At 69.4% G+C, this 21,840-nt stretch carries 17 protein-coding genes; 8 read left to right on the top strand and 9 right to left on the bottom strand.

Translation table 11 applies throughout. The features are described from left to right. Positions 1-57: 57 nt before the first annotated feature. The gene (gene gmd, locus ACVFI9_RS06475; RefSeq protein ID WP_474765227.1) at positions 58-1,089 is read right to left on the bottom strand and encodes a GDP-mannose 4,6-dehydratase; all 1,032 of its coding nucleotides are present in this window, start codon (positions 1,087-1,089) and stop codon (positions 58-60) included. Positions 1,090-1,217: 128 nt separating this feature from the next. Here gmd and ACVFI9_RS06470 point away from each other — a divergent pair, with 128 nt between their 5' ends. Further along, positions 1,218-1,952: a glycosyltransferase family 2 protein gene (locus tag ACVFI9_RS06470; RefSeq protein WP_474765226.1), complete on the top strand. Its 735-nt coding sequence runs from the start codon at positions 1,218-1,220 to the stop codon at positions 1,950-1,952. Next, positions 1,949-2,347: a DUF2304 family protein gene (locus ACVFI9_RS06465; RefSeq protein ID WP_474765225.1), complete on the top strand. Its 399-nt coding sequence runs from the start codon at positions 1,949-1,951 to the stop codon at positions 2,345-2,347. Before ACVFI9_RS06470 ends, ACVFI9_RS06465 begins: the two co-directional genes overlap by 4 nt. A 33-nt stretch (positions 2,348-2,380) precedes the next feature. On the opposite strand, the gene ACVFI9_RS06460 is transcribed toward ACVFI9_RS06465, so the two are convergent. Genes ACVFI9_RS06460 through ACVFI9_RS06450 form a run of 3 tightly spaced genes read right to left on the bottom strand, consistent with a single transcriptional unit; the run spans position 2,381 to position 5,909 of the window. Then, a complete protein-coding gene (locus ACVFI9_RS06460; protein ID WP_474765224.1) occupies positions 2,381-3,601 on the bottom strand; it encodes a lipopolysaccharide biosynthesis protein in 1,221 nt (406 codons plus the stop codon). After that, the gene (locus ACVFI9_RS06455) at positions 3,601-5,202 is read right to left on the bottom strand and encodes a DUF2142 domain-containing protein (protein ID WP_474765223.1); all 1,602 of its coding nucleotides are present in this window, start codon (positions 5,200-5,202) and stop codon (positions 3,601-3,603) included. The genes ACVFI9_RS06460 and ACVFI9_RS06455 overlap by 1 nt, the downstream gene beginning before the upstream one ends. After that, on the bottom strand, positions 5,133-5,909 hold the full coding sequence (locus tag ACVFI9_RS06450; RefSeq protein WP_474765222.1) for a glycosyltransferase: 777 nt from the start codon (positions 5,907-5,909) through the stop codon (positions 5,133-5,135). The genes ACVFI9_RS06455 and ACVFI9_RS06450 overlap by 70 nt, the downstream gene beginning before the upstream one ends. Before the next feature lie 102 nt (positions 5,910-6,011). Between ACVFI9_RS06450 and ACVFI9_RS06445 the strand changes: the two genes are divergently transcribed. Both ACVFI9_RS06445 and ACVFI9_RS06440 read left to right on the top strand, forming a co-directional pair. Continuing rightward, entirely contained in the window at positions 6,012-6,989 is a 978-nt protein-coding gene (locus tag ACVFI9_RS06445; RefSeq protein ID WP_474765221.1) for a GDP-L-fucose synthase family protein, read from the top strand. 53 nt (positions 6,990-7,042) lie between these two features. Then, positions 7,043-10,054: a hypothetical protein gene (locus ACVFI9_RS06440; protein WP_474765220.1), complete on the top strand. Its 3,012-nt coding sequence runs from the start codon at positions 7,043-7,045 to the stop codon at positions 10,052-10,054. 39 nt (positions 10,055-10,093) lie between these two features. Here the strand turns inward: ACVFI9_RS06440 and ACVFI9_RS06435 are convergent, their stop codons facing one another. The 3 genes from ACVFI9_RS06435 to ACVFI9_RS06425 are packed head-to-tail and all read right to left on the bottom strand — an operon-like array spanning position 10,094 to position 15,591. Then, positions 10,094-12,100 carry a glycosyltransferase gene (locus ACVFI9_RS06435; protein ID WP_474765219.1) on the bottom strand — a complete coding sequence of 669 codons (2,007 nt, stop codon included), beginning with the start codon at positions 12,098-12,100 and terminating at the stop codon, positions 10,094-10,096. Continuing rightward, the gene (gene glf / locus ACVFI9_RS06430; protein ID WP_474765218.1) at positions 12,100-13,248 is read right to left on the bottom strand and encodes a UDP-galactopyranose mutase; all 1,149 of its coding nucleotides are present in this window, start codon (positions 13,246-13,248) and stop codon (positions 12,100-12,102) included. Before glf ends, ACVFI9_RS06435 begins: the two co-directional genes overlap by 1 nt. A gap of 42 nt (positions 13,249-13,290) precedes the next feature. Further along, positions 13,291-15,591 carry a glycosyltransferase family protein gene (locus ACVFI9_RS06425; RefSeq protein WP_474765217.1) on the bottom strand — a complete coding sequence of 767 codons (2,301 nt, stop codon included), beginning with the start codon at positions 15,589-15,591 and terminating at the stop codon, positions 13,291-13,293. Positions 15,592-15,710: 119 nt separating this feature from the next. Between ACVFI9_RS06425 and ACVFI9_RS06420 the strand changes: the two genes are divergently transcribed. The 3 genes from ACVFI9_RS06420 to ACVFI9_RS06410 all read left to right on the top strand — a co-directional run bounded on the left by ACVFI9_RS06420 (position 15,711) and on the right by ACVFI9_RS06410 (position 19,283). Beyond that, positions 15,711-17,171 (top strand): glycosyltransferase, encoded by a 1,461-nt coding sequence (locus tag ACVFI9_RS06420; RefSeq protein WP_474765216.1) that lies wholly within the window; start codon positions 15,711-15,713, stop codon positions 17,169-17,171. 82 nt (positions 17,172-17,253) lie between these two features. Beyond that, on the top strand, positions 17,254-18,318 hold the full coding sequence (locus ACVFI9_RS06415) for a glycosyltransferase (RefSeq protein ID WP_474765215.1): 1,065 nt from the start codon (positions 17,254-17,256) through the stop codon (positions 18,316-18,318). After that, positions 18,315-19,283, top strand: a complete 969-nt coding sequence (locus ACVFI9_RS06410; RefSeq protein ID WP_474765214.1) for an NAD-dependent epimerase/dehydratase family protein — start codon at positions 18,315-18,317, stop codon at positions 19,281-19,283. Before ACVFI9_RS06415 ends, ACVFI9_RS06410 begins: the two co-directional genes overlap by 4 nt. A gap of 6 nt (positions 19,284-19,289) precedes the next feature. On the opposite strand, the gene rfbA is transcribed toward ACVFI9_RS06410, so the two are convergent. Then, positions 19,290-20,153, bottom strand: coding sequence for a glucose-1-phosphate thymidylyltransferase RfbA (rfbA, locus tag ACVFI9_RS06405; protein ID WP_474765213.1), 864 nt, complete (start codon positions 20,151-20,153; stop codon positions 19,290-19,292). A 1-nt stretch (position 20,154) separates the two neighbouring features. After that, positions 20,155-20,769, bottom strand: coding sequence for a dTDP-4-dehydrorhamnose 3,5-epimerase family protein (locus tag ACVFI9_RS06400; RefSeq protein WP_474765212.1), 615 nt, complete (start codon positions 20,767-20,769; stop codon positions 20,155-20,157). 70 nt (positions 20,770-20,839) lie between these two features. On the opposite strand from ACVFI9_RS06400, the gene rfbB reads away from it, so the two are divergent. After that, positions 20,840-21,838, top strand: a complete 999-nt coding sequence (gene rfbB / locus ACVFI9_RS06395) for a dTDP-glucose 4,6-dehydratase (protein WP_474766192.1) — start codon at positions 20,840-20,842, stop codon at positions 21,836-21,838. Positions 21,839-21,840 lie beyond the last annotated feature (2 nt).

Genomic DNA, 21,840 nt, shown 5'->3' with positions numbered 1-21,840 from the left:
AACGAACTGCGGACGGCGGCGATCATCGGCTCACCACCGCCGGCGCGGCGGCGCCCATCATTCGGCGGTGACGGCGACGTCGATCCACGGCGTGCCGCTCGCCTCGAGCGCGGCGATGTCGGCGTCGACCATGATCTGGGCCAGCTGAGGGGTCATCACGCGGGGGGTCCACCCGAGCAGGTCCCTGGCGCGGGACGAATCGCCGACCAGTGCGTCCACCTCGGTGGGGCGGAGGTAGCGCTCGTCGAACCGCACGTAGTCCTGCCAGTCGAGCCCCACCCGCTCGAACGAGAACTGGAGGAAGTCCCGCACGGTGTACGCGGTTCCGGTGGAGACGACGTAGTCCGTCGGCTCGTCGTGCTGCAGCATCCGCCACATCGCCTCGACGTATTCGGGGGCATAGCCCCAGTCGCGCACGGCGTCGAGGTTTCCCATGTACAGCTCGGACTGCACACCGGCGCGGATGCGGGCGACGGCGCGCGTGATCTTGCGCGTCACGAAGGTCTCACCGCGGCGCGGCGACTCGTGGTTGAAGAGGATGCCGTTGACGGCGAACATGCCGTAGCCCTCGCGGTAGTTCCGCGTGACCCAGTACGAGTAGAGCTTCGCCGCACCGTATGGGGAACGGGGGTAGAACGGCGTGTCCTCGTGCTGGGGCGGCGGGGTGGCGCCGAACATCTCGGAACTCGACGCCTGGTAGAAGCGGCAGTCCAGCCCGATCATGCGGATCGCCTCGAGGAGCCGGATGGTGCCGAGGCCCGTCGCGTTGCCGGTGTACTCGGGCTCGTCGAAGCTCACCCGCACGTGGGACTGCGCGGCGAGGTGATAGACCTCCTGCGGGCGCACGGAGTCGAGCAGGGTGACGAGCCGCGACCCGTCGCTCAGGTCGCCGTAGTGCAGGAACAGCCGGGTGCCCGCGACGTGCGGATCGTTGTACAGGTGGTCGATCCTCGCGGTGTTGAAGGTGGAGGCTCGACGGATGATGCCGTGGACCTCGTAGCCCTTCGAGAGCAGCAGTTCGGCGAGGTAGCTCCCGTCCTGCCCGGTGATCCCGGTGATCAGGGCGCGCTTCGGCGCGTTCTCGGTCATGTACTGCAGCCTCCAGAGTCTTCTCGGCGTCCGATCCCCCGTTTCGCCGCAGTCGAGCCTAGCGCAGCACGCCTGAGCGGAGCCCCGTGGCCGGGGGACCCCCAGTGCGGTCTTGTAGGATTCAGGCCATGCCGGCTGATCTCCAACGCACGCTGATCGTCATGCCCGCATACAACGAGGAGGCCTCCGTCGGCCTCGTCGTGCAGGAACTGTACGAGAAGGTCCCGGGCGTGGCCTGCCTGGTCGTGAACGACGGTTCGTCCGACGCCACCTCCTTCGTCGCGCGCGAGGCCGGTGCCCTCGTCGCCGAGCTCCCGTACAACCTCGGGGTGGGCGGCGCGATGCGCCTGGGGTTCAAGTACGCCTTGGCGAACGGCTACACGTCGGTCGTCCAGGTCGATGCCGACGGCCAGCACGACCCGGCCGACATCCCGGCGTTGCTCGAAGAGCTGGCCGGCGCCGACGTCGTCATCGGCGCCCGATTCGCGGGCGGCGGACACTACGACGCCCGCGGCCCGCGCCGCTGGGCCATGACCGCGCTCGCGGCGATGCTGAGCCGCACCGCGCACACCAGGCTGACCGACACCACCAGCGGGTTCCGAGCCTCGGGGCCGCGCGCCGTGCGACTGTTCGCCGAGCACTACCCCGCCGAGTACCTCGGCGACACCATCGAGTCGCTCGTGATCGCCGCGCGCTCCGGATGCGTGATCCGCCAGGTGCCCGCCTCGATGCGTCCCCGCACTGGGGGGACACCGTCGCACAACCCGTTCAAGGCGGCCGTGTTCCTGGCCCGCGTGGGCATGGCGGTGGCGTTCGCCTTCCTTCGGCCTCGTGTCGACATCCCCGAGAGGATCGCGCGGTGAACCTTCCCCTGACCCAGTACATCTTCGGCATCGTCGCGGCGCTGTTCGTGCTCGGGGTCGTGATCGAGATGCTGCGCCGACGGCGGCTCCGTGAGCGGCATGCCGTCTGGTGGCTCCTCGCCGGCGTCCTCGCCCTCGTCATCGGCGTCTTCCCGCAGACGCTCCGCTGGGCCTCGGATCTCGTCGGAATCGAGATCCCGACGAACCTCGTGTTCTTCGTGAGCCTCGTGCTGCTCTTCTTCGTGTGCCTGCAGCACAGCGCCGAGCTCACCGAGCTCGAGAGCGAGAACCGGTCGCTCGCCGAGCAGATCGTGCTGCTCGATCTCCGGCTCCGAGAGGTGGAGACGGGCTCCCCCGGCGTGCCGACGAACCCGTCGAGCGGCGACGTCAGGTAGCCCGCCGACGACGACGACGCAGTCGTCGCGGCTTCAGGCCAGGCGCGCGAGATACGGTCGCAGCTTCACGAGCTGCACGACGAGCACGGCGAGCTCCGATGCGGCCAGCGCCCACGCGAGACCGTCGACGCCGAACACGATCGCCGCAGGCACCATGGTGATCGCCCCGAGCACCGCACCGACCACGGTGCTCTGCGCCAGCGTCCGGGCGAGCCCGAACGCGGTCAGGCAGGCGAACCCCGTCACCTGCGACACCAGCATCGCAGCCAGGGCGACGCCCAGCGGAATCGACAGTGAGAACGACATCGGTAGTGCGCCGCCCGACAGCAGGCCCGAGGCGAACGGGCCGAGGGTCGCGTAGGCGGCGCCGCCCAGCACCCCCGAGGCCAGCGCCAGGGCGGTGACCCGGCTCGCGCGAACCGACTGCCGCGCGGGGTCGGGATCGGGGACGTACCCCTGCGAGAACTGCACGAACGGACGCGTCGCATACAGGGTCATCCGCAGCATCCGCTCGGCGAGTGCATAGGAGGCCGTCGCCGACGGGATGAACACCTGCACGACGACGATCGGCAGGTTGACGTAGACCGCCGCCGTGGCGGCCATCGTGATGGCCGAGGACTGCCCTCGCAACCTCCCGAGGGACCTGATGGGCCCGAGGACCCAGCGCCCGACCGGGTACCGGCGCATGATGTCCGCCGTCGCCACCACGGTGGCGACGAGTGCGCCGAGGAACTGGGCGGTCACGAACCAGATCGCGTCGCCGGTGGCGAGCAGGGCGACCGCGCCCAGTACCGTGGCGACGTTCCGCGGCAGCGTGTCGATGAGCAGGAAGCGGATCGGGCTCGACTCCCCGACGTAGAACCACCCCGCGGACAGCGCCGCCATCAGGCCTCCGGCGACGGTCATCGACGCGAGCCACGGCTGCTGCTGCGTGAGGAGGACCGCGATCGCACTCGCCGGGGCGATGATCGCGACGAACAACCAGCTGCGCGTGGCCAGCGAGTCGCGGTAGTACTGGCCCCGCTCGGACTCGTGGAGCGCGGCCGTCGCCGTCGGGCCCGTGACGCCCCACCCTCCGGCCACGAACACGAACGCGAAACCGCCGACAGCCTGCGCGACGGCGATCGTCGCCCAGCTCTGCTCGCCGGCAGCGAGGATGACGACCGGGATGACCGCGATGCTGAGGATGCCGCCCGTGATGACCGCGAGTCCGTATCCCCCGCCGAATCGCAGGATTGCACGCGAGCGGGACATCACGGACCCGGCGTGGCGACGGGCGGACGTGTCTGCCGCCGCACCTCGAGGAGCACCAGCGCCACGAGCCCCGCGAACGCGAGTGAACCGACGATCCAGATGACCATGGGGGTCGGGGCGCTCGACCACCACCAGTCGACGTCCGCATCGAGGTTCCAGCCGCCGTTCCCGATGCCGGTCGTGTAGCGACGGATGTCGGCATGCAACGCCGCGGCGAACGCGAGCGCGAGGACCGCGCCCACTGCGACGAGTTGGACCTCGCTGAACCGCAGGCGGTGGGAGTCGACCTGGAGGATCGCGATGCCGATGAACGTGATGATCAGCGGGAGGAGGTATCGCGGCTGCACGTTGACGCCCACCAGGTCGAGGCTCTGCTGCAGGATGTAGACGGGGAACGCCACCAGAGCCAGCCCGATGCCGACGAGCGCGAGCGTCTTCCGCCATGACTGCGACCGCAGCCCGGCGAAGACGAGCGCGGCCGCGACGGCGAACGCGCCGGTCGAGACCACGTACGGCATGGGCGTGTCGAACCATCCGAGGCTCCACGAACCGAAGACCCCCTCCCAGAGGGATGGCACGTTCTGCAGGTTGTGCAGCAGCACCGAGGCGGCGCTCGGCTTCTCCTCCGGCGGAGTCGTCCCGTCGCCGACGCCCGTGGTCGACACACCCGATTGGGCCGAGGAGAAGTACATCAGGACCGCGACGACGGCCATGCCGATGGGCAGCAGCGCGCGAAGCCAGTACCCGCGGTCGCGTCGCATCGTCAACAGCACCACGGCGGCCGACGCGATCACCGAGTAGACCGCGGCGTCGCCCCTGGCGCCGGCGGCCATGACGAGCAGCGCGGCGGACAGCACCCCGGAAGCGATGCGCCGCCACCCCGTGGTCTCGAAGTACGCGAGAAGGGCCAGCCACAGGCTGCCGCCGGAGATGACGGCCCACGCGCTCGGATTGGTCGAGGCGATGAGGAACACACCGAGGGGCACGCAGGAGGCCAGCCAGGCCAGCAGCAACGTCGGCCTCCTCGCCGCCGGGAGCAGCACGTAGAGGAACGATGCGATGCCCACGAAGAGCGCGATGTTCGCGGTCCGGATCGCGATGACGGATGCCTCGACCTCGACGCTCGCGAACGGGCTCATCACCGCGTAGTAGACGGGCGGGTAGTTGTTCTGGAAGTTGCCGCGGTCGGTCTCGACGAGTTCGGCCGCCGCGCGTCCGCTGAGATCCTCCGCGCAGGCCGCACTGGTCTCGGGTTCGTGACGGTAGCACTCGGAGGCGGCGGCCACCTCGGCCGGAACCGCGCGAGTGGATGGATCCCCCGTCTCCTCGCAGAGGCCCGGTCGCTCGCCGATGCCGCACCAGATGCTCGGGAGGTGGAAGTCGTCGTCGGGGCTGGATCCGACGGGCGAGGCGAAGGCCCACGCCAGGAGGGCGATCACCGCGAGGATCGGCGCGAGCACGAGGAGCGGAACCCGCGACCGCCGCCGTTCGGCGTGCGCCGTCTCGGTGACCTCCGCGGGATGCCCGCCGCTCATGCGCGCGCCCGCGAGCTGACCCGATCCGCCGCCACCGCCGACGCCCACCGCACCGGGTAGATCCACAGCGGGCTCACCGGCTGGAGCCAGCGCGGCAGGTGACGCCGCTTGACGGCCTCGGACTCGAGCGACGACGCGCGACGGTTGGCCACCGTGAGCGAGTCGGGGTGCCACCGGAACGCCGAGACGGACTCCCGCGTGAAGACGAATCGGCCGTGCGAGCGGAGCGTGAGGAACGCGTCGAGGTCCATCGCGAAGCGGAGGTCGGCGTCGAAGCCGCCGATGGCCTCCAGCGCGTCGAGTCGCACCATCGTGCCGGGGTGCGGGATGAGGTCGGGCCCCCATGGCAGCAGGAACTGCGCAAGGCGACCCGCGTTGCTCACCGCGAGGGTCCGCCCGCTCGGGTCGATGTAGTCGCATCCCCCGTAGGCGAGGACGGCATCGGTGTGCTCCTGCAGCAGGGACCGGAGCCGAGCCAGCCCGCCGGGCCGGAAGAGGTCGTCGTCGCCGATCCACGCGTAGTACTGCTCCGTCGTCCGCGCCGCCAGTCCGCGGTTGATCGCGGCCGAGATGCCCTCCTTGGGGTCGTCGACGACGACCGCGCCGGACTCGGCCGCGAGACGGCGGGCGTCGACGGCAGTGGGCGGAGCCACGACGACGAGGGTCAGCGGCACGTCGCGACGCTGCGCATCGACGGAGGCGAGGGTTTCGGCAAGGGTGTCGAGTCGGTCGCCGAGGGTCGGCAGGACGACGAGGATCTCTGAGGGAAGCATCGAGAAGAGTGTACGGGCCTCGCTCTGGGGATTCGGCGTCGGCAGCGGGCTATCCTGTCCTCTGGCGCATCCCGCCGTACCCGACCTGAGGAGCACCGACCGGTGGACAACACAGCCGAGACTGACATCCGACCCCTCGACCGGGCAGCGAAGGTGTTCGTCGCGGGCCACACCGGGCTGGTCGGCGGAGCGATCTGGCGACGACTCGTCGATCTGGGGTTCACCGATCTCATCGGCCGACGTTCGAGCGAACTCGACCTGCGCGACCGGAACGCGGTCTTCGCGTTCATGGAGCAGGAACGACCCGACGTCGTGATCGACGCAGCCGCCCGGGTCGGCGGGATCCTGGCCAACAACACCTACCCCGCCGAGTTCCTGAGCGACAACCTCCAGATCCAGGTGAACCTGATGGATGCGGCGAACGCCGTCGACGTCGAGCGGCTGCTCTTCCTCGGATCGTCCTGCATCTACCCCAAGTTCGCGGAGCAGCCGATCCGGGAGGACTCGTTGCTCACGGGAGCCCTGGAGCCGACGAACGACGCCTACGCGATCGCGAAGATCACGGGGATCATGCAGGTGCAGGCGTCCCGACGGCAGTACGGCCGGAAGTGGATCTCGGCCATGCCGACGAACCTGTACGGGCCGGGTGACAACTTCCACCCCGAGCATTCGCACGTCCTTCCGGCGCTCATGCGCCGCTTCCACGAGGCCAAGGTCGCGGGAGCCGAAGAGGTCGTCATCTGGGGCACCGGGAAGCCGCTCCGGGAGTTCCTGTACGTCGACGACCTCGCCTCGGCGGTCGTGCACCTGCTCGAGCACTACGATTCGCCGCAGACCATCAACGTGGGCGTCGGAGAGGACCTCTCGATCGCCGAGCTCGGCGCGAAGATCGCCGCCGTCGTCGGATACGAGGGCCGCGTGACCTACGACACCTCGAAGCCCGACGGGACCCCGCGGAAGCTGTTGGACGTCTCGAGGATCAACGCGCTCGGCTGGCGCGCCACGACCACGCTCGACGACGGTCTCGCCGCCACGTACGACTGGTACCTCGCGCATCTCGAGACGCTTCGCTCGAACTGAGGCGATTCCTCCGGCGGGGCGTGGCCTGCCGGTTCCGTGCGCCACCGTGTGCGATGGTGTGGACCATGGGCTTCGGGCGGGGACGGATCTCGGGGGTCCGACGACTTCTGGCGTCGCTGACCGTCGCGTGCCTGGCCGCGTCCGCCCTGGTGCTCGCGTCGTCGACCGGCCTCGCGCCACGCCAGCCTGACGCGCAGGCGGCCGATGCCGCCCAGTTCCGCGCCGGGAACCTCATCAGCGACGCGAACTTCTACAACGGCTCGGCCATGACGGCCGCGCAGGTCCAGTCCTTCCTCGCCGCGCAGGTGCCCACGTGCCGCACCGGATACACGTGCCTGAAGGACTACGCCCAGGCGACGCCGTCCAGGGTCGCCGAGAGCGGCAACTGCGCCGCGTACACCGGTTCCGCCTGGGAGTCGGCGGCGAGCATCATCGCCCGGGTCGGACAGGCGTGCGGAATCAGCCAGAAGGCCATGCTCACGCTGCTCCAGAAGGAGCAGGGACTCGTCACCGACACCTGGCCGACCGATCGCCAGTACCGGAGTGCGACGGGCTACGGCTGCCCCGACACCGCGGACTGCGACGCGACGTACTACGGCTTCTTCAACCAGGTGTACATGGCGGCGCTGCAGTTCAAGCGCTACGCGGCGAACCCCACGAGCTGGAAGCACGTCGCCGGCCGAACCAACTACATCCTGTACCACCCCAATTCGGCGTGCGGCTCGAGTCCGGTGTACATCGAGAACACGGCGACCGCCGGTCTCTACAACTACACGCCCTACCAGCCGAACGCCGCCGCCCTCGCCAACCTCTACGGGGTCGGCGACTCGTGCTCCGCGTACGGCAACCGCAACTTCTGGCGCATCTACACCGACTGGTTCGGCTCGCCCACCGGAGTGCCGCCGAAGGGCGCCTGGAATACGGCCTCGGGTGACGGTGGGGTCACGGTGACCGGCTGGGTCGCCTACCCCGACGCCCCGACCGAGGTGGGCAGTGCGATCGTGCAGATCGGCTCGAACAGCTACACGCTCCGCGCGGACGGACCGAGCCCCGGCGTGAACGGCGTGATTCCCGGCGCCGGCGACAACCACGGCTATGCCGGGAGGATCCCGACACCGCCGGGTGACTACTACGTCTGCGTCTCCGCTTCGACGCGGTCGGGTGGCCAGCAGCTCCTCGGGTGCCTGAACCTCACCGTCACCCCCGCGCCGGTCGCCGAGTGGACCACGTCGTACGGCGATGGCGGCGTCACGGTCAGCGGGTGGGCCGTCTATCCGAACGCCCTGGCCGAGACCGCCCGTGTGTCCGTCGCCGTCGGCCCCACGCGTTTCACGCTCACCGCCGACAAGCCGTCGGATGCCGCCGCCGCACGCTTCCCGAGCGCCGGCCGCATGCACGGCTACGCGGGCACCGTTCCGGCGCCGCCCGGGACGCATCCGGTCTGCGTGTACGTGCTGCACCGGAACGTGGGCGAATCGCTCGTCGGATGCCTCAGCCAGACGGTGACGCAGGGCCCGATCTCCGAGTGGTCGACCTCGAGCGGAACGGGCGGGGCCGTGCGGGTGACCGGCTGGAGCTTCTACCCCGACGCTCCCACCACGACGGTTCCCGTCTCCGTGGACATCGACGGCACGCGGCACGCCGTGGCGGCGAACTCGCCGAGCCCCGGACTGGATGCCAGGTATCCGGGCGTCGGGGATCGACACGGCTACACGGCAGCGATCCCGGCGACCGTCGGCGACCACCGGGTCTGCGTGTACTCGACCCACCGAACGGTCGGCGAGACCCTGCTCGGATGCCTCACCCAGTACGTCGAGCCGGTGAAGGCGACCGCGGAATGGTCGACGTCGACCGGCGTCGGGGGTGCCGTGCAGGTGTCGGGCTGGGCGTTCTACACCGACGACCCGACCAGGACCGTCTCCGCGGCCGTCTACATCGACGGGGTCCGCACGCTCGTGCCCGCCGACCAAGCCAGCCCCGGACTCGACGCGAAGTACCCGGGCGCCGGCGACAAGCACGGCTACCGCGCGTCGATCCCCGCCTCGCCCGGCAACCACCGGGTCTGCGTCTCCGCCGTGCACCCGACCGCCGGCGAGACCCTGCTCGGATGCCTCACCCAGAACGTCACCACCGGACCGGTCGCCGAATGGTCCACCTCGACCGGCACCGCAGGCGCCGTCACCGTCACCGGCTGGGCCTTCCACCCCGACGCACGAACCGAGACCGCCACCGTCGCCGTCTCCATCGACGGCGTCCGTCACCGGCTGACCGCCGACCAGCCCAGCCCCGGACTCGACGCCACCTACCCGGGCGCCGGCGACAACCACGGCTACCGCGGATCGATCCCGACCGCCACCGGCAACCACGACGTCTGCGTCTACGTCCTCACCCGAACCGGCGCCGAACAACTCGTCGGATGCCTCACCCAGTACGTCGAGCCGGTGAAGGCGACCGCGGAATGGTCGACGTCGACCGGCGTCGGGGGTGCCGTGCAGGTGTCGGGCTGGGCGTTCTACACCGACGACCCGACCAGGACCGTCTCCGCGGCCGTCTACATCGACGGGGTCCGCACGCTCGTGCCCGCCGACCAAGCCAGCCCCGGACTCGACGCGAAGTACCCGGGCGCCGGCGACAAGCACGGCTACCGCGCGTCGATCCCCGCCTCGCCCGGCAACCACCGGGTCTGCGTCTCCGCCGTGCACCCGACCGCCGGCGAGACCCTGCTCGGATGCCTCACCCAGAACGTCACCACCGGACCGGTCGCCGAATGGTCCACCTCGACCGGCACCACAGGCGCCGTCACCGTCACCGGCTGGGCCTTCCACCCCGACGCACGAACCGAGACCGCCACCGTCGCCGTCTCCATCGACGGCGTCCGTCACCGGCTGACCGCCGACCAGCCCAGCCCCGGACTCGACGCCACCTACCCGGGCGCCGGCGACAACCACGGCTACCGCGGATCGATCCCGACCGCCACCGGCAACCACGACGTCTGCGTCTACGTCCTCACCCGAACCGGCGCCGAACAACTCGTCGGATGCCTCACCCAGTACGTCCAGCCCTGATCGACGCACCCCACGGGTCTCACGCGCCCGGTCGAGGCGTCAGCCCTTCGCGACCTCGTCGAAGGTGCGCTTCCACCGCTCGCTCGAGGTGATGCCCCCGAGGGCCACTCGGTACTCGCGCGAGAGTTCGGGCCACCGCCGCCGCATCAGACGCTCCATGCGGATGCTCCGTCGCAGGAGCGTGCGGAACCGGCGCGGGTTCCGCACGTGCCAGCTCACCGCCGACCCCTCGGCGTTCGTGATCAGCACGCTGTCGTAGTCGGGGACCGAATGCCAGCGGGCGTCCTGGTACGGGAGGTGCGCGTCGGGCCGCTCCTGCGCACCCCGATGCGGGCCGCGCCAGGAATGGCGGACCACCTGGCGAGCCAGCCACCACACGAAGCCCAACCCCGTCGGACCCGTCTCGACGGTGCCGAGCTTGACGGACGGGACCTCGCGGGCGGGGAAATGCGGGATCGTGGAGAAGTCCCGGATCGGCTGGGCCTCGGTGAAGCCGGCGGCCAGCGCCCGCACTCGGGCGAGGCGATCCACCATGTCGGCGTGGAGGCGCTCCGGTCCATCGAGCACGCTCTGGATCGCGGCGTGCTTCATGGCCACCGTGTAGTAGTCCATGGTGAGCAGGTTCTTGAAATCCTGAGCGAGGAACGCCCGGCCGAGACGCCCACCGCGAGCATGCGGCGAATGGAGGAGCGCCGCGATGAGCCGGTTCCGCGCATGGAAGAAGCCCTGCCAGTCGTGCGAGTCGTCCTTGTCGACCCAGGAGACGTGCCAGACCGCAGCGCCGGGGAGACTGACGGTGGCGTACCCGGCCTCGCGAGCGCGGAGCGAGTACTCGGCGTCATCCCACTTGATGAACACCGGCAGCGACAGGCCGATCTCCCGGACGATCGAGAGCGGGATCAGCGACATCCACCAGCCGTTGTAGTCCACGTCGAAGCGACGATGCATCCATCGGGTCTGGCGGAGATTCGACTCGGCGAAGTCGTGTCGGTCGGGTGTCAGCGGGCCCCAGATGAACGGGCTCCACTGGATGCCCTCTGCGAAGGCGTGCAGCTTCGCCTTGTCGTACATGTCGAACATGTGCCCGCCCACGATGGTGGGCGTGCGGCAGTGGTCGGCGAACCTCACCGCGCGCCTGATCGCCTCGGGCTCCACCTCGACGTCGTCGTCGAGGAGGAGGACGTAGTCGGAGTCCCCTGCCTCGCTCGCCTCGAGCATGCCGCGGGCGAAGCCGCCCGAACCTCCGAGGTTGGCCTGCTCGATCACCTCAAGGCGATCGCCGAGGATCCGTCTCGCCTCGGCGTAGCCGGGATTGTCGACGATCTTCTCGCTGCCCTGATCGACGACGATGATCCGGGCGATCGCCTCCATCACGGCCGCATCGGAGCCGATGGCCGAGAGCAGCGCCGTGCAGTAGTCGCCCCGATTCAGGGTCGTGATCGAGATCGTCGCGCGTCCGCGCCGGGCGGCCTCACCCGCCGGTGCGCACCAATCCGCCTCCACCAGCGCGAACGACGTCTCCTCGGCGTGCAGGTCGAACCAGAGCCAGCCGCCGTCGAGGAACGACGAGAAGGGGATGCGGAACACGGATTCCGACTCGCCCGAGACGTTCGCGCCGTCGACGCGCTGGATGACCCCGCGCGCATTCGACCGGTAGACCACGATCTGGCCGGAACCGCGGGTGCGCACGCGCAGCACGACGCCGCTCAGCGACGTCCACGCGTTCCAGTAGCTCGCCGGGAACGCGTTGAAGTACGTCGCGAGCGACAGCTTCTCGTGCGCCGGCACGTCGACGCCGCGCCGGCCGTCGAGCCATCCGCTGCCCGACCTGCTCGTGAGGCGCAGGGGGGTGCGCGCATGGCCGTCCTCGAGGAAGCCTCGCGCCCTGGCGAGCCGCTCCTTGTCGGCGTCCGAGGCGGGCAGCACGGCCCACGCCTCGGGGTCGATGTACAGCGGGAGCGCCTGCGGGTCCCCGTGCTCGGGGAACACGACCCGCTGGAGCACCTCGAGGGATTCTGCGGATGCGGCCGCCCTCGCGCGCGCCATCAGAGCGCGGGCCTGAGCTTGTTCTCGAACATCGAGAGTGCCGATCCGATCGCCATGTGCATGTCGAGGTACTGGTAGGTGCCGAGCCGGCCGCCGAAGAACACCTCCGGCTCCTCCTTCGCGAGTTCGCGGTAGGAGAGCAGGCCCTCCCGATCGGCCGGGGTGTTCACGGGGTAGTACGGCTCGTCGCCACGCTCGGCGAAACGAGAGAACTCCCGCATGATGATCGTCTTGTCGCGGGGATACTCGCGTTCGGGGTGGAAGTGCCGGAACTCGTGGATCCGCGTGTAGGGGGTGTCGAGATCGGCGTAGTTCATCACCGGGGTGCCCTGGAAGTCGCCGACCTGGAGCACCTCGCGTTCGAAGTCGAGCGTGCGCCACGTGAGCGCCCCGTTCGCGTAGTCGAAGTAGCGATCGACCGGTCCGGTGTAGACGACCGGAACCTGCCCCACGGTCGCCGCCTTGTTGATCGGCTGCGAGGCGTCGAAGAAGTCGGTCGACAGGCGGACCTCGATGCCCGGGTGGTCGGCCATCCGCTCGATCCAGGCCGTGTAGCCGTCGGTCGGCAGGCCCTCGAACGTGTCGTTGAAGTACCGGTTGTCGTAGGTGTACCGCACGGGGAGCCGGCTCACGATCTCAGCAGGCAGGTCCTTCGGATCCGTCTGCCACTGCTTCGCCGTGTAGTCGCGGAAGAACGCCTCGTACAGCGGCCTCCCGATGAGCGAGATCGCCTTCTCCTCGAAGTTGCGGGCCTCACCGGTCTCGAGCTCCGCCGCCTGCTCCTGGATGAGCTCCCGGGCTTCCGCCGGCGTGTAGGCGCTGCGGAAGAACTGGTTGATGGTGCCGAGGTTGACCGGCATCGGGAACACCTCGCCGTGGTGGGTGGTGTACACCTTGTGCTGGTACCCCGTGAAGGTGGTGAACCGGGTGACGTAGTCCCACACGGTCGCGTTCGAGGTGTGGAACAGGTGCGCACCGTAGCGGTGCACCTCGATCCCGGTCTCGGGATCCACCTCGCTGTACGCGTTGCCGCCGATGTGGTCTCGGCGGTCGATCACGAGGACCTTGAGGCCGAGCTCGCTCGCCGCCCGCTCTGCGATCGTGAGCCCGAAGAACCCGGATCCGACAACGACGAGGTCAGCGTTCACATTCATCCTTCACAGCGATATCGGGCGAGCCGAATGGCAATCCTACCGTGGAGCCGGCTCCAGCTCGGACTCGTCCGTCGCCGGGGCACCCGCATCGAGGCCGTCCCCGTCTCGGGAGACGGCCGCCACGGCGAGTGCATCGATCCGCCCGACCAGCACCCGGTCGGGCGCGGCTCGACGCCGGCGACCGTGCCGCGTGAACACGATCCACGCCCCGGCGAGGACCACGATCCCCGCGCCGGCCGCGACCTGGAGCTGCCATCCCGGAGCCCAGTAGGAGACCGTCACGACTCGACCTTCGCTGCCCTCGTCCAGCTCGAGGGTCATCAGGAAGTCCTCGACGCGTTCGTCCGCGATGGTCGCACCGTCGACGCGGTACCCGGGCCAGGTGATGCGGCTGAGCGCCACGCGGCCGCCGGCGTCGCCGATCTCCTCGACGCGGAAGGAGGCGCCCATGGCGTCGTTGTGCAGCATCTCGATGCGCGTTCCGGCTGACGTCCAGACCACTCCGCCGGAGCCGTCGACGGGTGACTCGCGGACGATGAGCCGAGTGTCCTCGGTGTCCTCCGCGATCCGCCATCCCTCGGGAACCGGCTTCCACACGCGCTCCGACACCCCGATCTTGACGATCTGGACCGAGCTCACGCTCAGCAGGTCCACGAGGGGCGTGCCGGTCTGGGGCTGACGTTCGAACAGGGTCTCGTACAGTTCCGTGCATGTGACGCCGTTGTAGGCCATGCACGTCGTCTCGGCGTACGGCGCGTAGAACACCGACGTGTAGGCGTTCTGGACCGGCTTCCCGGTCACGTACCAGAGATTCGACACGACCGATTCGGACCAGGGGAACGTCGACTCCTCGCCGACCCCGGGCCCGCCGACCACCAGGATGTCGCCGTCGACCGCCGTCGTGAGTTGGGTGCGGTAGTCGGCGAGCTTGGTCGGAACGCCGTACTCGCGCACCGGTGCCTGTCGATGCGTCGAGTGCTGGGGCACCAGGAGGACGAGGCCCACCGCGACGATGCCGATCGCGGCGACCACGGTGACATGCCCCTGGAGCCGGCCGCCTCGGATGCCCCCGAGGACCGGCAGGCCCCGTTCGCCGAACATGCGGTAGAAGACCCAGATCCCCACGAGTCCGAGCGCCGTGATGGCGAGGTACACGTTCCGGAACTGCGGCGCCTGGGTGAAGGCGAACCACACGCTCAGCGCATACCACGCGGATGCCGCGAGGTAGCGACGTCTGGTGACGACCTCGAGTCGCGCCGACGACATCGCGATGGCGAAGATGACGAGCACGCAGAGGGCCAGGTAGGGCATGAGCCTGACGGGGAAGCGGAGCGGGCCGACGTCGCTCGGGAGCAGGACGGCGAAGGCGGCGACGCCGAGGACGATGACGACGCTGATCCGCGGCCGCAGCAGCGCGACGAGGCGCGACCAGCGGACGAACGCGAGCAACGGCAGGAACCAGGCGATGTAGAAGATCGGCGCGTTCGGCCCGCCTTCGAAGAAGTACCGCATGGTGGGGAAGGCGACGGCGCTCGCCGCCGCGGCGAGGTCGGTGAGGTCGACCGTCAGCAGTCCGGTGTTGAACAGCCCGCTCGATCGTCCGCTCACGGGCGACGTGAGCAGCGCCGGAAGATGCACGATCACGGCGAAGAGCCCGGCGAACACCGCCGTCACGAGCGTGCGGAGGAATGCGCCGCGTCCGTGCACGAGAGCCGCCTCGATCATGGTCGCGATGAGCACCACGGCGAGGAAGAGGGTGCCGTGCACGTAGCCGATGCCGATCATCGCGAAGGCGCTGACGACGGCCGGGAACACCGAGGCACCGCGAATCGCCGCGCGCCGGACGAGCCACCAGGTCAGCGGCAGGAGCGACCAGGCCATGAGGCCGTTGACCCATGACGGCGCGTCCATGTAGAGGGTGAAGCCCGCCAGCGGAGCCGCGACGGCCACGACCGCCGCCCACGGACGGCTCGCACTGAACTCTCGCGAGAGCAGGTACACCCCCAGGCCCGCGACGAGCATGCACGTCCACTTCACGATCGTGGAGAAGACGGCGATGTCGGGCAGGACGTGCGAGGCGAGCCCGACGCCCCAGAGCACCGGGCTGAAGATGCCCCAGGCCCCTTCGGCGAGGTAGTTGCCCGACTGCCACACCGTCGGATTGACGAACGACCAGTCGCCCTGCATGATGCGGTCGCCGATCTTGTACCACTGTCCGAACGCCCCCGCCTGGGTGTCGTCGGCGAAGTAGAAGGTCGGGTAGAAGATGAGGGGGATGGCGGCGCCGACGAGGATGGCCGCAAGCGCGGCGAGCGGCCAGGCGAGTTTCGGCTTCACCCGAGGATTATCCCCCACCGGCACCCGGGTCAGCGTCCACCCAGCGGACCGCGGGTATCCTGTCGGTCGAGCGTTCGCAGAGCAGGAGTCCCCTTCCGATGAGTTCCGAGGTGTCCAGCATGGCCGTCGAGACCCCTCAGCCACCGGCAGGCATGCAGGGTTCGCCCGGCCCGCTCCTCCGACTCATCCGCAACCAGAAGGTCGCCTTCCTGCTCGTCGGGGGGACCAACACGGTCGTGGGGTTCCTCTTCTTCGTGTTCTTCGAGTACACGATCGGCCAGTTGTGGGGATATCTCGCCACGCTCGCGTTCGCCCACGTGTTCAGCGTGCTGTGCGCCTTCGTGCTCTACCGCACGTTCGTGTTCAAGGTCCGGGGTCACGTGTTCCGCGATCTCGCCCGCTTCGAACTCGTGTACCTCGTGTCGCTCGGCATCAATGCGGCACTGCTGCCCCTGCTCGTCGAACTCGGCGGGCTGCCGGTGATCCCGGCGCAGGCGCTCATCGTCATCGTCACCACACTCGTGAGCTACTTCGGGCACCGCGGGTTCTCGTTCCGCCGGTCGACGAAGGAGGTCGACCGCGTCGGCTCCGCCTCGAAGGCGGCGGCGTCCTCGACCGAACCGGCCTCGATCCGAAGCGCCGTCGCCACCGGCGCATCCGACTCCGCCGACCGACGGCCCGCCCCCGGCCCGGCCGCCTCCGAGAGCGCGTCCCCCGGGGCGGCGCTCGTCTCGATCGTGATCCCGGCGTACAACAATGCGGCGTACCTGGCCGAGACGATCGATTCGGTGCTGGCGCAGACGTACCCGAACCTCGAGGTGATCATCGCCGACCACGCGTCATCCGACGAGACGCTCGCCGTCATGCGCCGCTACGAGGACGATGCGCGAGTGACCCTCCTCGAGACCCCGGCGGGGGGCGGGGCACTCCGCAACTGGAACCGCGTGAGCCAGGCGGCGAACGGGGAGTACCTCAAGCTGGTGTGCGGCGACGACCTGCTCGACCCCGGCATCGTCACGGCGCAGGTGGCGGCGCTCGCCGGCACCCCCGGGGCCGTGCTCGCCGCCTCGGCGCGCGACATCGTCGACGCGAGCGGTCGACCGGTGCTCACCGGCCGGGGCCTCCCCGGCCTGCTCGGCCGCCACCGAGGCGTCGACGCCATCCGGTCGACGGTCCGGCATGGCACGAACGTGTTCGGCGAACCGGGGTGCGTGCTGATGCGCCGGGACGAACTCGAGGCGGTGGGCTGGTGGGACTCGCGCTGGCCGTACCTCATCGACGAGGCGACGTACGCGAAGGTCCTCCTCCGGGGCGACTTCGTCGGCGTCCCCGGCTCGCTCGCGGGATTCCGCATCTCCGACAGCCAGTGGAGCGTGCGTCTGGCGAAACAGCAGGCCGAGCAGGCGATCGGGTTCCACCGGTGGCTCCATGAGCAGCATCCCGACGTCGTCGGGCGCGCGACCCTGGTGGTGGGCAACTCCCGCGCCCGCATGATGGCGACGCTGCGCCGGTTCGCGTATCTCTACCTCGGTCGGCGGATGTCGCGGGCCGGGCAGTCGACCACCCGGGGCGCCTCATGACGGCGCGCGGGCGCGGAGGGTGCGAGGTGTCGCTGTGGTAACGTCGCCTTCCGTGACGGATGGTGCTCCCCTGCCCGCTGACGTGGATCACCGGATCTCCGTCGTGGTGCCCGTGTACCAGGGCGAGCAGACCCTCTCGGGGCTCATCGACGAGATCGCACCGCTGACGCATCCGGTCTCCACCCCCGACGGGCATCGGTTCCGCGTCGAGGAGGTGCTCCTCGTCTTCGACAACGGCCCCGATGGGTCGGCCGGGGTCATCCGCGAACTCGAGGCCCGCCACCCCTTCGTTCGCGCGGTCTGGCTGAGTCGCAACTTCGGCCAGCACGCGGCGACGCTCGCCGGCATGGCCTCCTCGGGCGGCGACTGGATCGTCACGCTCGACGAAGACGGCCAGCACGACCCGAACCTGATCGGTGGGCTCCTCGATACGGCCATGCGGGAACAGGCGAGCGTGGTCTACGCGAAGCCCACCAACACGCCGCCGCACGGCGTGTTCCGCAACACCGCGTCGCGAGGCGCCAAGTGGCTGCTCACGAAGCTCTTCGCGGGGTCGAACGCCCCCGACTACCAGAGTTTCCGACTCGTGCTCGGCAGCATCGGCCGAAGCGTCGCGGCGTACTCGGGGTCGGGCGTGTACCTCGATGTGGCCATGGGCTGGGTCTCGAACAAGACGGTCTCGTCGCCGGTGGAACTCCGCCACGAGGGCGAACGCACCTCCGGGTACTCGACGCGTCGTCTCTTCTCCCACTTCTGGCGCATGATCCTCACGAGCGGCACGCGGGGCCTCCGCTTCGTCAGCCTGCTCGGCGTGGCCTTCGCCGCACTCGGCGCGATCATGGCGATCTACGTGCTCATCGAGCGGTTGACCGGGCAGATCGACACGGCCGGCTGGGCGTCGACGATCGTGATCGTCCTCATCACCTCAGGGGCCATCCTGTTCTCGCTCGGCATCATCGCCGAGTACATCGGCATCAACGTGAACATGGCCATGGGCAAGCCGCCGTACCTCATCACCAGCGATCCCGATCGCGGTCCGCTCGGGCGACATCGGCCGGCGACGCCCTCCCCCGACCGCATGCCGCACGGCCGTTCGCACGCGTCCGCTCAGGGTCACGTCGCGCAGGGCCGCGCCGAGGAGTCGTGACCACCCACGCCTGGGTGATCGGCGCACGCGGCCTGCTGGGCGGCGCGATCGCCGGAGCGGCACGTCAGCGAGCCGACTGGACCGTGCGCGACGCCGTGCCGCTGCCGTGGGGCTCCGGCGCCGCACTCACCGAGGCGGTCGAACGCGAGGCGACGGCACTCTTCGAGGCGTCGCGTCGGCCCGGCGATCGGTGGGTCATCGTCTGGGCGGCCGGGGTGGCCGTGACGAGCACTCCGCAGGCCATGCTCGATGCGGAGCTCGCCGAGTTCCGCTCGGTGGTCGACGCCATCGCGGCGCCGCTCGAGGCGACGGACGCGGCGGGACGCGGCACCGTGTTCTTCGCCTCGTCAGCCGGCGGCATCTACGCCGGATCCGACCGGCCGCCGTTCGACGAGCAGACGCCGCCCGCCCCGATCTCCCCGTACGGCAGGTACAAGCTCGCGTGCGAACACGTGCTGCGTGAACTCGCCGACACCCACGCCGTCACCGTCGTGCTCGGTCGCATCGCGAACCTCTACGGCCCCGGCCAGCGTCTCGACAAGATGCAGGGCCTCATCTCGCACCTGGCGCGCGCGCAGCTCTCGCCCGAGCCGGCGTCGATCTACGTCTCCCTCGACACCATGCGCGACTACATCTTCACGAGGGATTGCGGCCAGCTCATCTGCGACATCGTCGAGCGCTCGTTCCTCGAGCCCGAACCGGTGACGATCGTGAAGAACGTGGCATCGGGCCAGGCGGTCACGATCGCCGACCTGCTCGGCTACTTCCGGATCCTGGCGAAGCAGCATCCGCACGTCATGCTCGGCAGCTCCGCGGCGGCGTCGCTGCAAGCCCACGACCTGCGACTCACGTCGACCGTCTGGCCGGAGGTCGACCGACGGGAGTTCACCCCGCTGCCCGCCGGGATCCACGCCACGATGACCGACCTGCTCATCGCGATCCAGTCGGGTGCCGCACGCCCGTGACCGCGATCAGCTCCGCGTGAGCTGGGCGAGGTACTCCCCGTAGCCGCTCTTGACCAGCGGCGCCGCGAGCCGCTCGAGTTGCGCGTCGTCGATCCATCCGGCACGCCAGGCGATCTCCTCGATGCACCCGATCTTGAACCCCTGACGTTGCTCGATCACGCGAACGTAGTCGCTCGCCTGCATCATCGACTCGAAGGTGCCGGTGTCGAGCCACGCCGTTCCCCGATCGAGCACCTGCACCCGCAGGTCCCCGCGTCGCAGGTAGGCCTCGTTGACGGAGGAGATCTCGAGCTCGCCACGTGCACTCGGCGTGATCGACTTCGCGATCTCCACCACGCTGTTGTCGTAGAAGTAGAGCCCCGGGACCGCGTAGCTGCTCTTCGGCACGCGCGGCTTCTCTTCGATCGACTTCGCGACCATGCCCGCATCGAACTCGACCACGCCGTAGTCGCTGGGGTTCGAGACGTGATAGGCGAAGATGAGCGCCCCCGAGATGTCGGAGTTGCGGCGCAGCGCCGTGCCGAGCCCGGCGCCGTGGAAGATGTTGTCGCCGAGGACGAGCGACACGCTGTCGTCGCCGATGAACTCCTCCCCGATGATGAACGCCTGGGCCAGTCCCTCGGGCGACGGTTGCACGGCGTACCGCAGGTCGATGCCGAGCTCGCTTCCGTCGCCGAGCAGGGCCTTGAACTGCTCCTGGTACTCGGGCGTCGTGATGATCAGGATCTCCCTGATGCCGGCCATCATGAGCGTCGAGAGGGGGTAGTAGATCATGGGCTTGTCGTAGATCGGCATCAGCTGCTTCGAGATGCCGCGAGTGATCGGCCACAACCGCGTTCCGGTACCACCGGCCAGGATGATTCCGCGCATGTCAGGCCTTCACTCTCGCATCGAGCTCCGCGTACCATGCACGCGCTGCCTGCCAATCGGGGAGGATGCCGAGTTCGATCGCCTCCGCCAGCGACGGCGCCTGGCGGTCCTTCTCGGAGAGCAGGAGCTCGGCTTCGGGGATCGGCAGCTCGAGGCCGATGGCGTCGTCGAGCGGATCGACCGCGTGTTCGGCGCTCGGGTTGTAGACGTCGCTGACGAGGTAGGTCACGACGGTCTCGTCCTCGAGGGCCAGGAACGCGTGCCCGAGCCCCTCGGACAGGTAGACCGCGCGTCGCTCGACATCGTCGAGCCGTACGCCCTCCCACGCGCCGAACGTCGGGGATCCCACGCGGAGATCGATCACGAAGTCGAGGACGGCGCCGCGGATGACCGTCACGTACTTCGCCTGGCCCGGTGGCGTATCGGCGAAGTGGATGCCTCTGAAGGTGCCGCGACGCGAGATCGACGTGTTCGCCTGTCGCAGGTCGAGAGCGTGGCCGACCGCCTCGGCGAGGCGGTCGTGCCGGTAGAACTCGAGGAAGCTGCCCCGATCGTCGGAGTGGATCCGGGGTGTCACGACGTAGGAATCGGGCACCGCGAGCTCTCGGATCTGCACCCCACGATCCTACCAACGGCGGCAGGGCTAGAATTGCGGGGTTGTCCGAGCAGAGATTGGCCCGTTCCGTATCATGCACCTCCTCGTCACCGGCGGCGCCGGGTTCATCGGTTCCAACTTCGTGCACCATGTGCTCGAGCACACCGACCACACCGTCACCGTGCTGGACAAGCTCACCTACGCGGGCAACCTCGCGTCGCTGGCCGGGCTGCCCTCGGATCGGTTCACGTTCGTGCGCGGCGACATCGGCGACGCGCCGCTCGTCGACGCCCTGGTGCGCGAGCACGACGTCGTGGTGCACTACGCGGCGGAGAGCCACAACGACAACTCCCTCGCCGACCCCCGCCCGTTCGTCGAGACCAACGTCGTCGGCACCTTCACCCTTCTCGAGGCGGTTCGCCGTCATGACCGCCGGTTCCACCACATCTCGACCGATGAGGTCTACGGCGATCTCGAACTCGACGACCCGGCCCGGTTCACGGAGGAGACGCCGTACAACCCCTCCAGCCCGTACTCGTCGACCAAGGCCGGCAGCGACCTGCTCGTCCGGGCATGGGTCCGCTCGTTCGGCGTGAAGGCGACGATCTCGAACTGCTCCAACAACTACGGGCCGTACCAGCACGTCGAGAAGTTCATTCCGCGGCAGATCACGAACGTGCTCCGCGGCGAGCGACCCAAGCTCTACGGGACCGGCGAGAACGTGCGCGACTGGATCCACGCCGACGACCACTCCTCCGCCGTCCTCACCATCATCGATCGCGGCGTCATCGGCGAGACCTACCTCATCGGCGCCGACGGCGAGCGCAGCAACCGCGACGTCGTGGAGCTCATCCTCGCCCAGCTCGGGCAGCCGAAGGATGCGTACGACCACGTGATCGACCGCCCGGGCCACGACCTGCGTTACGCGATCGACTCGACGAAGCTCCGCACCGAACTCGGCTGGGTTCCCCGGCTCGACCACTTCGAGGACGGACTGGCCGAGACCATCGCGTGGTACCGCGACCACGAGGACTGGTGGGCGCCGCAGAAGGAGGCGACCGAGGCTCGCTACGTCGCCCAGGGACAGTAGCC

Source organism: Agromyces sp. NSFZ (assembly GCF_056156205.1).
This window is presented reverse-complemented; position numbering and strand designations above follow the sequence as displayed.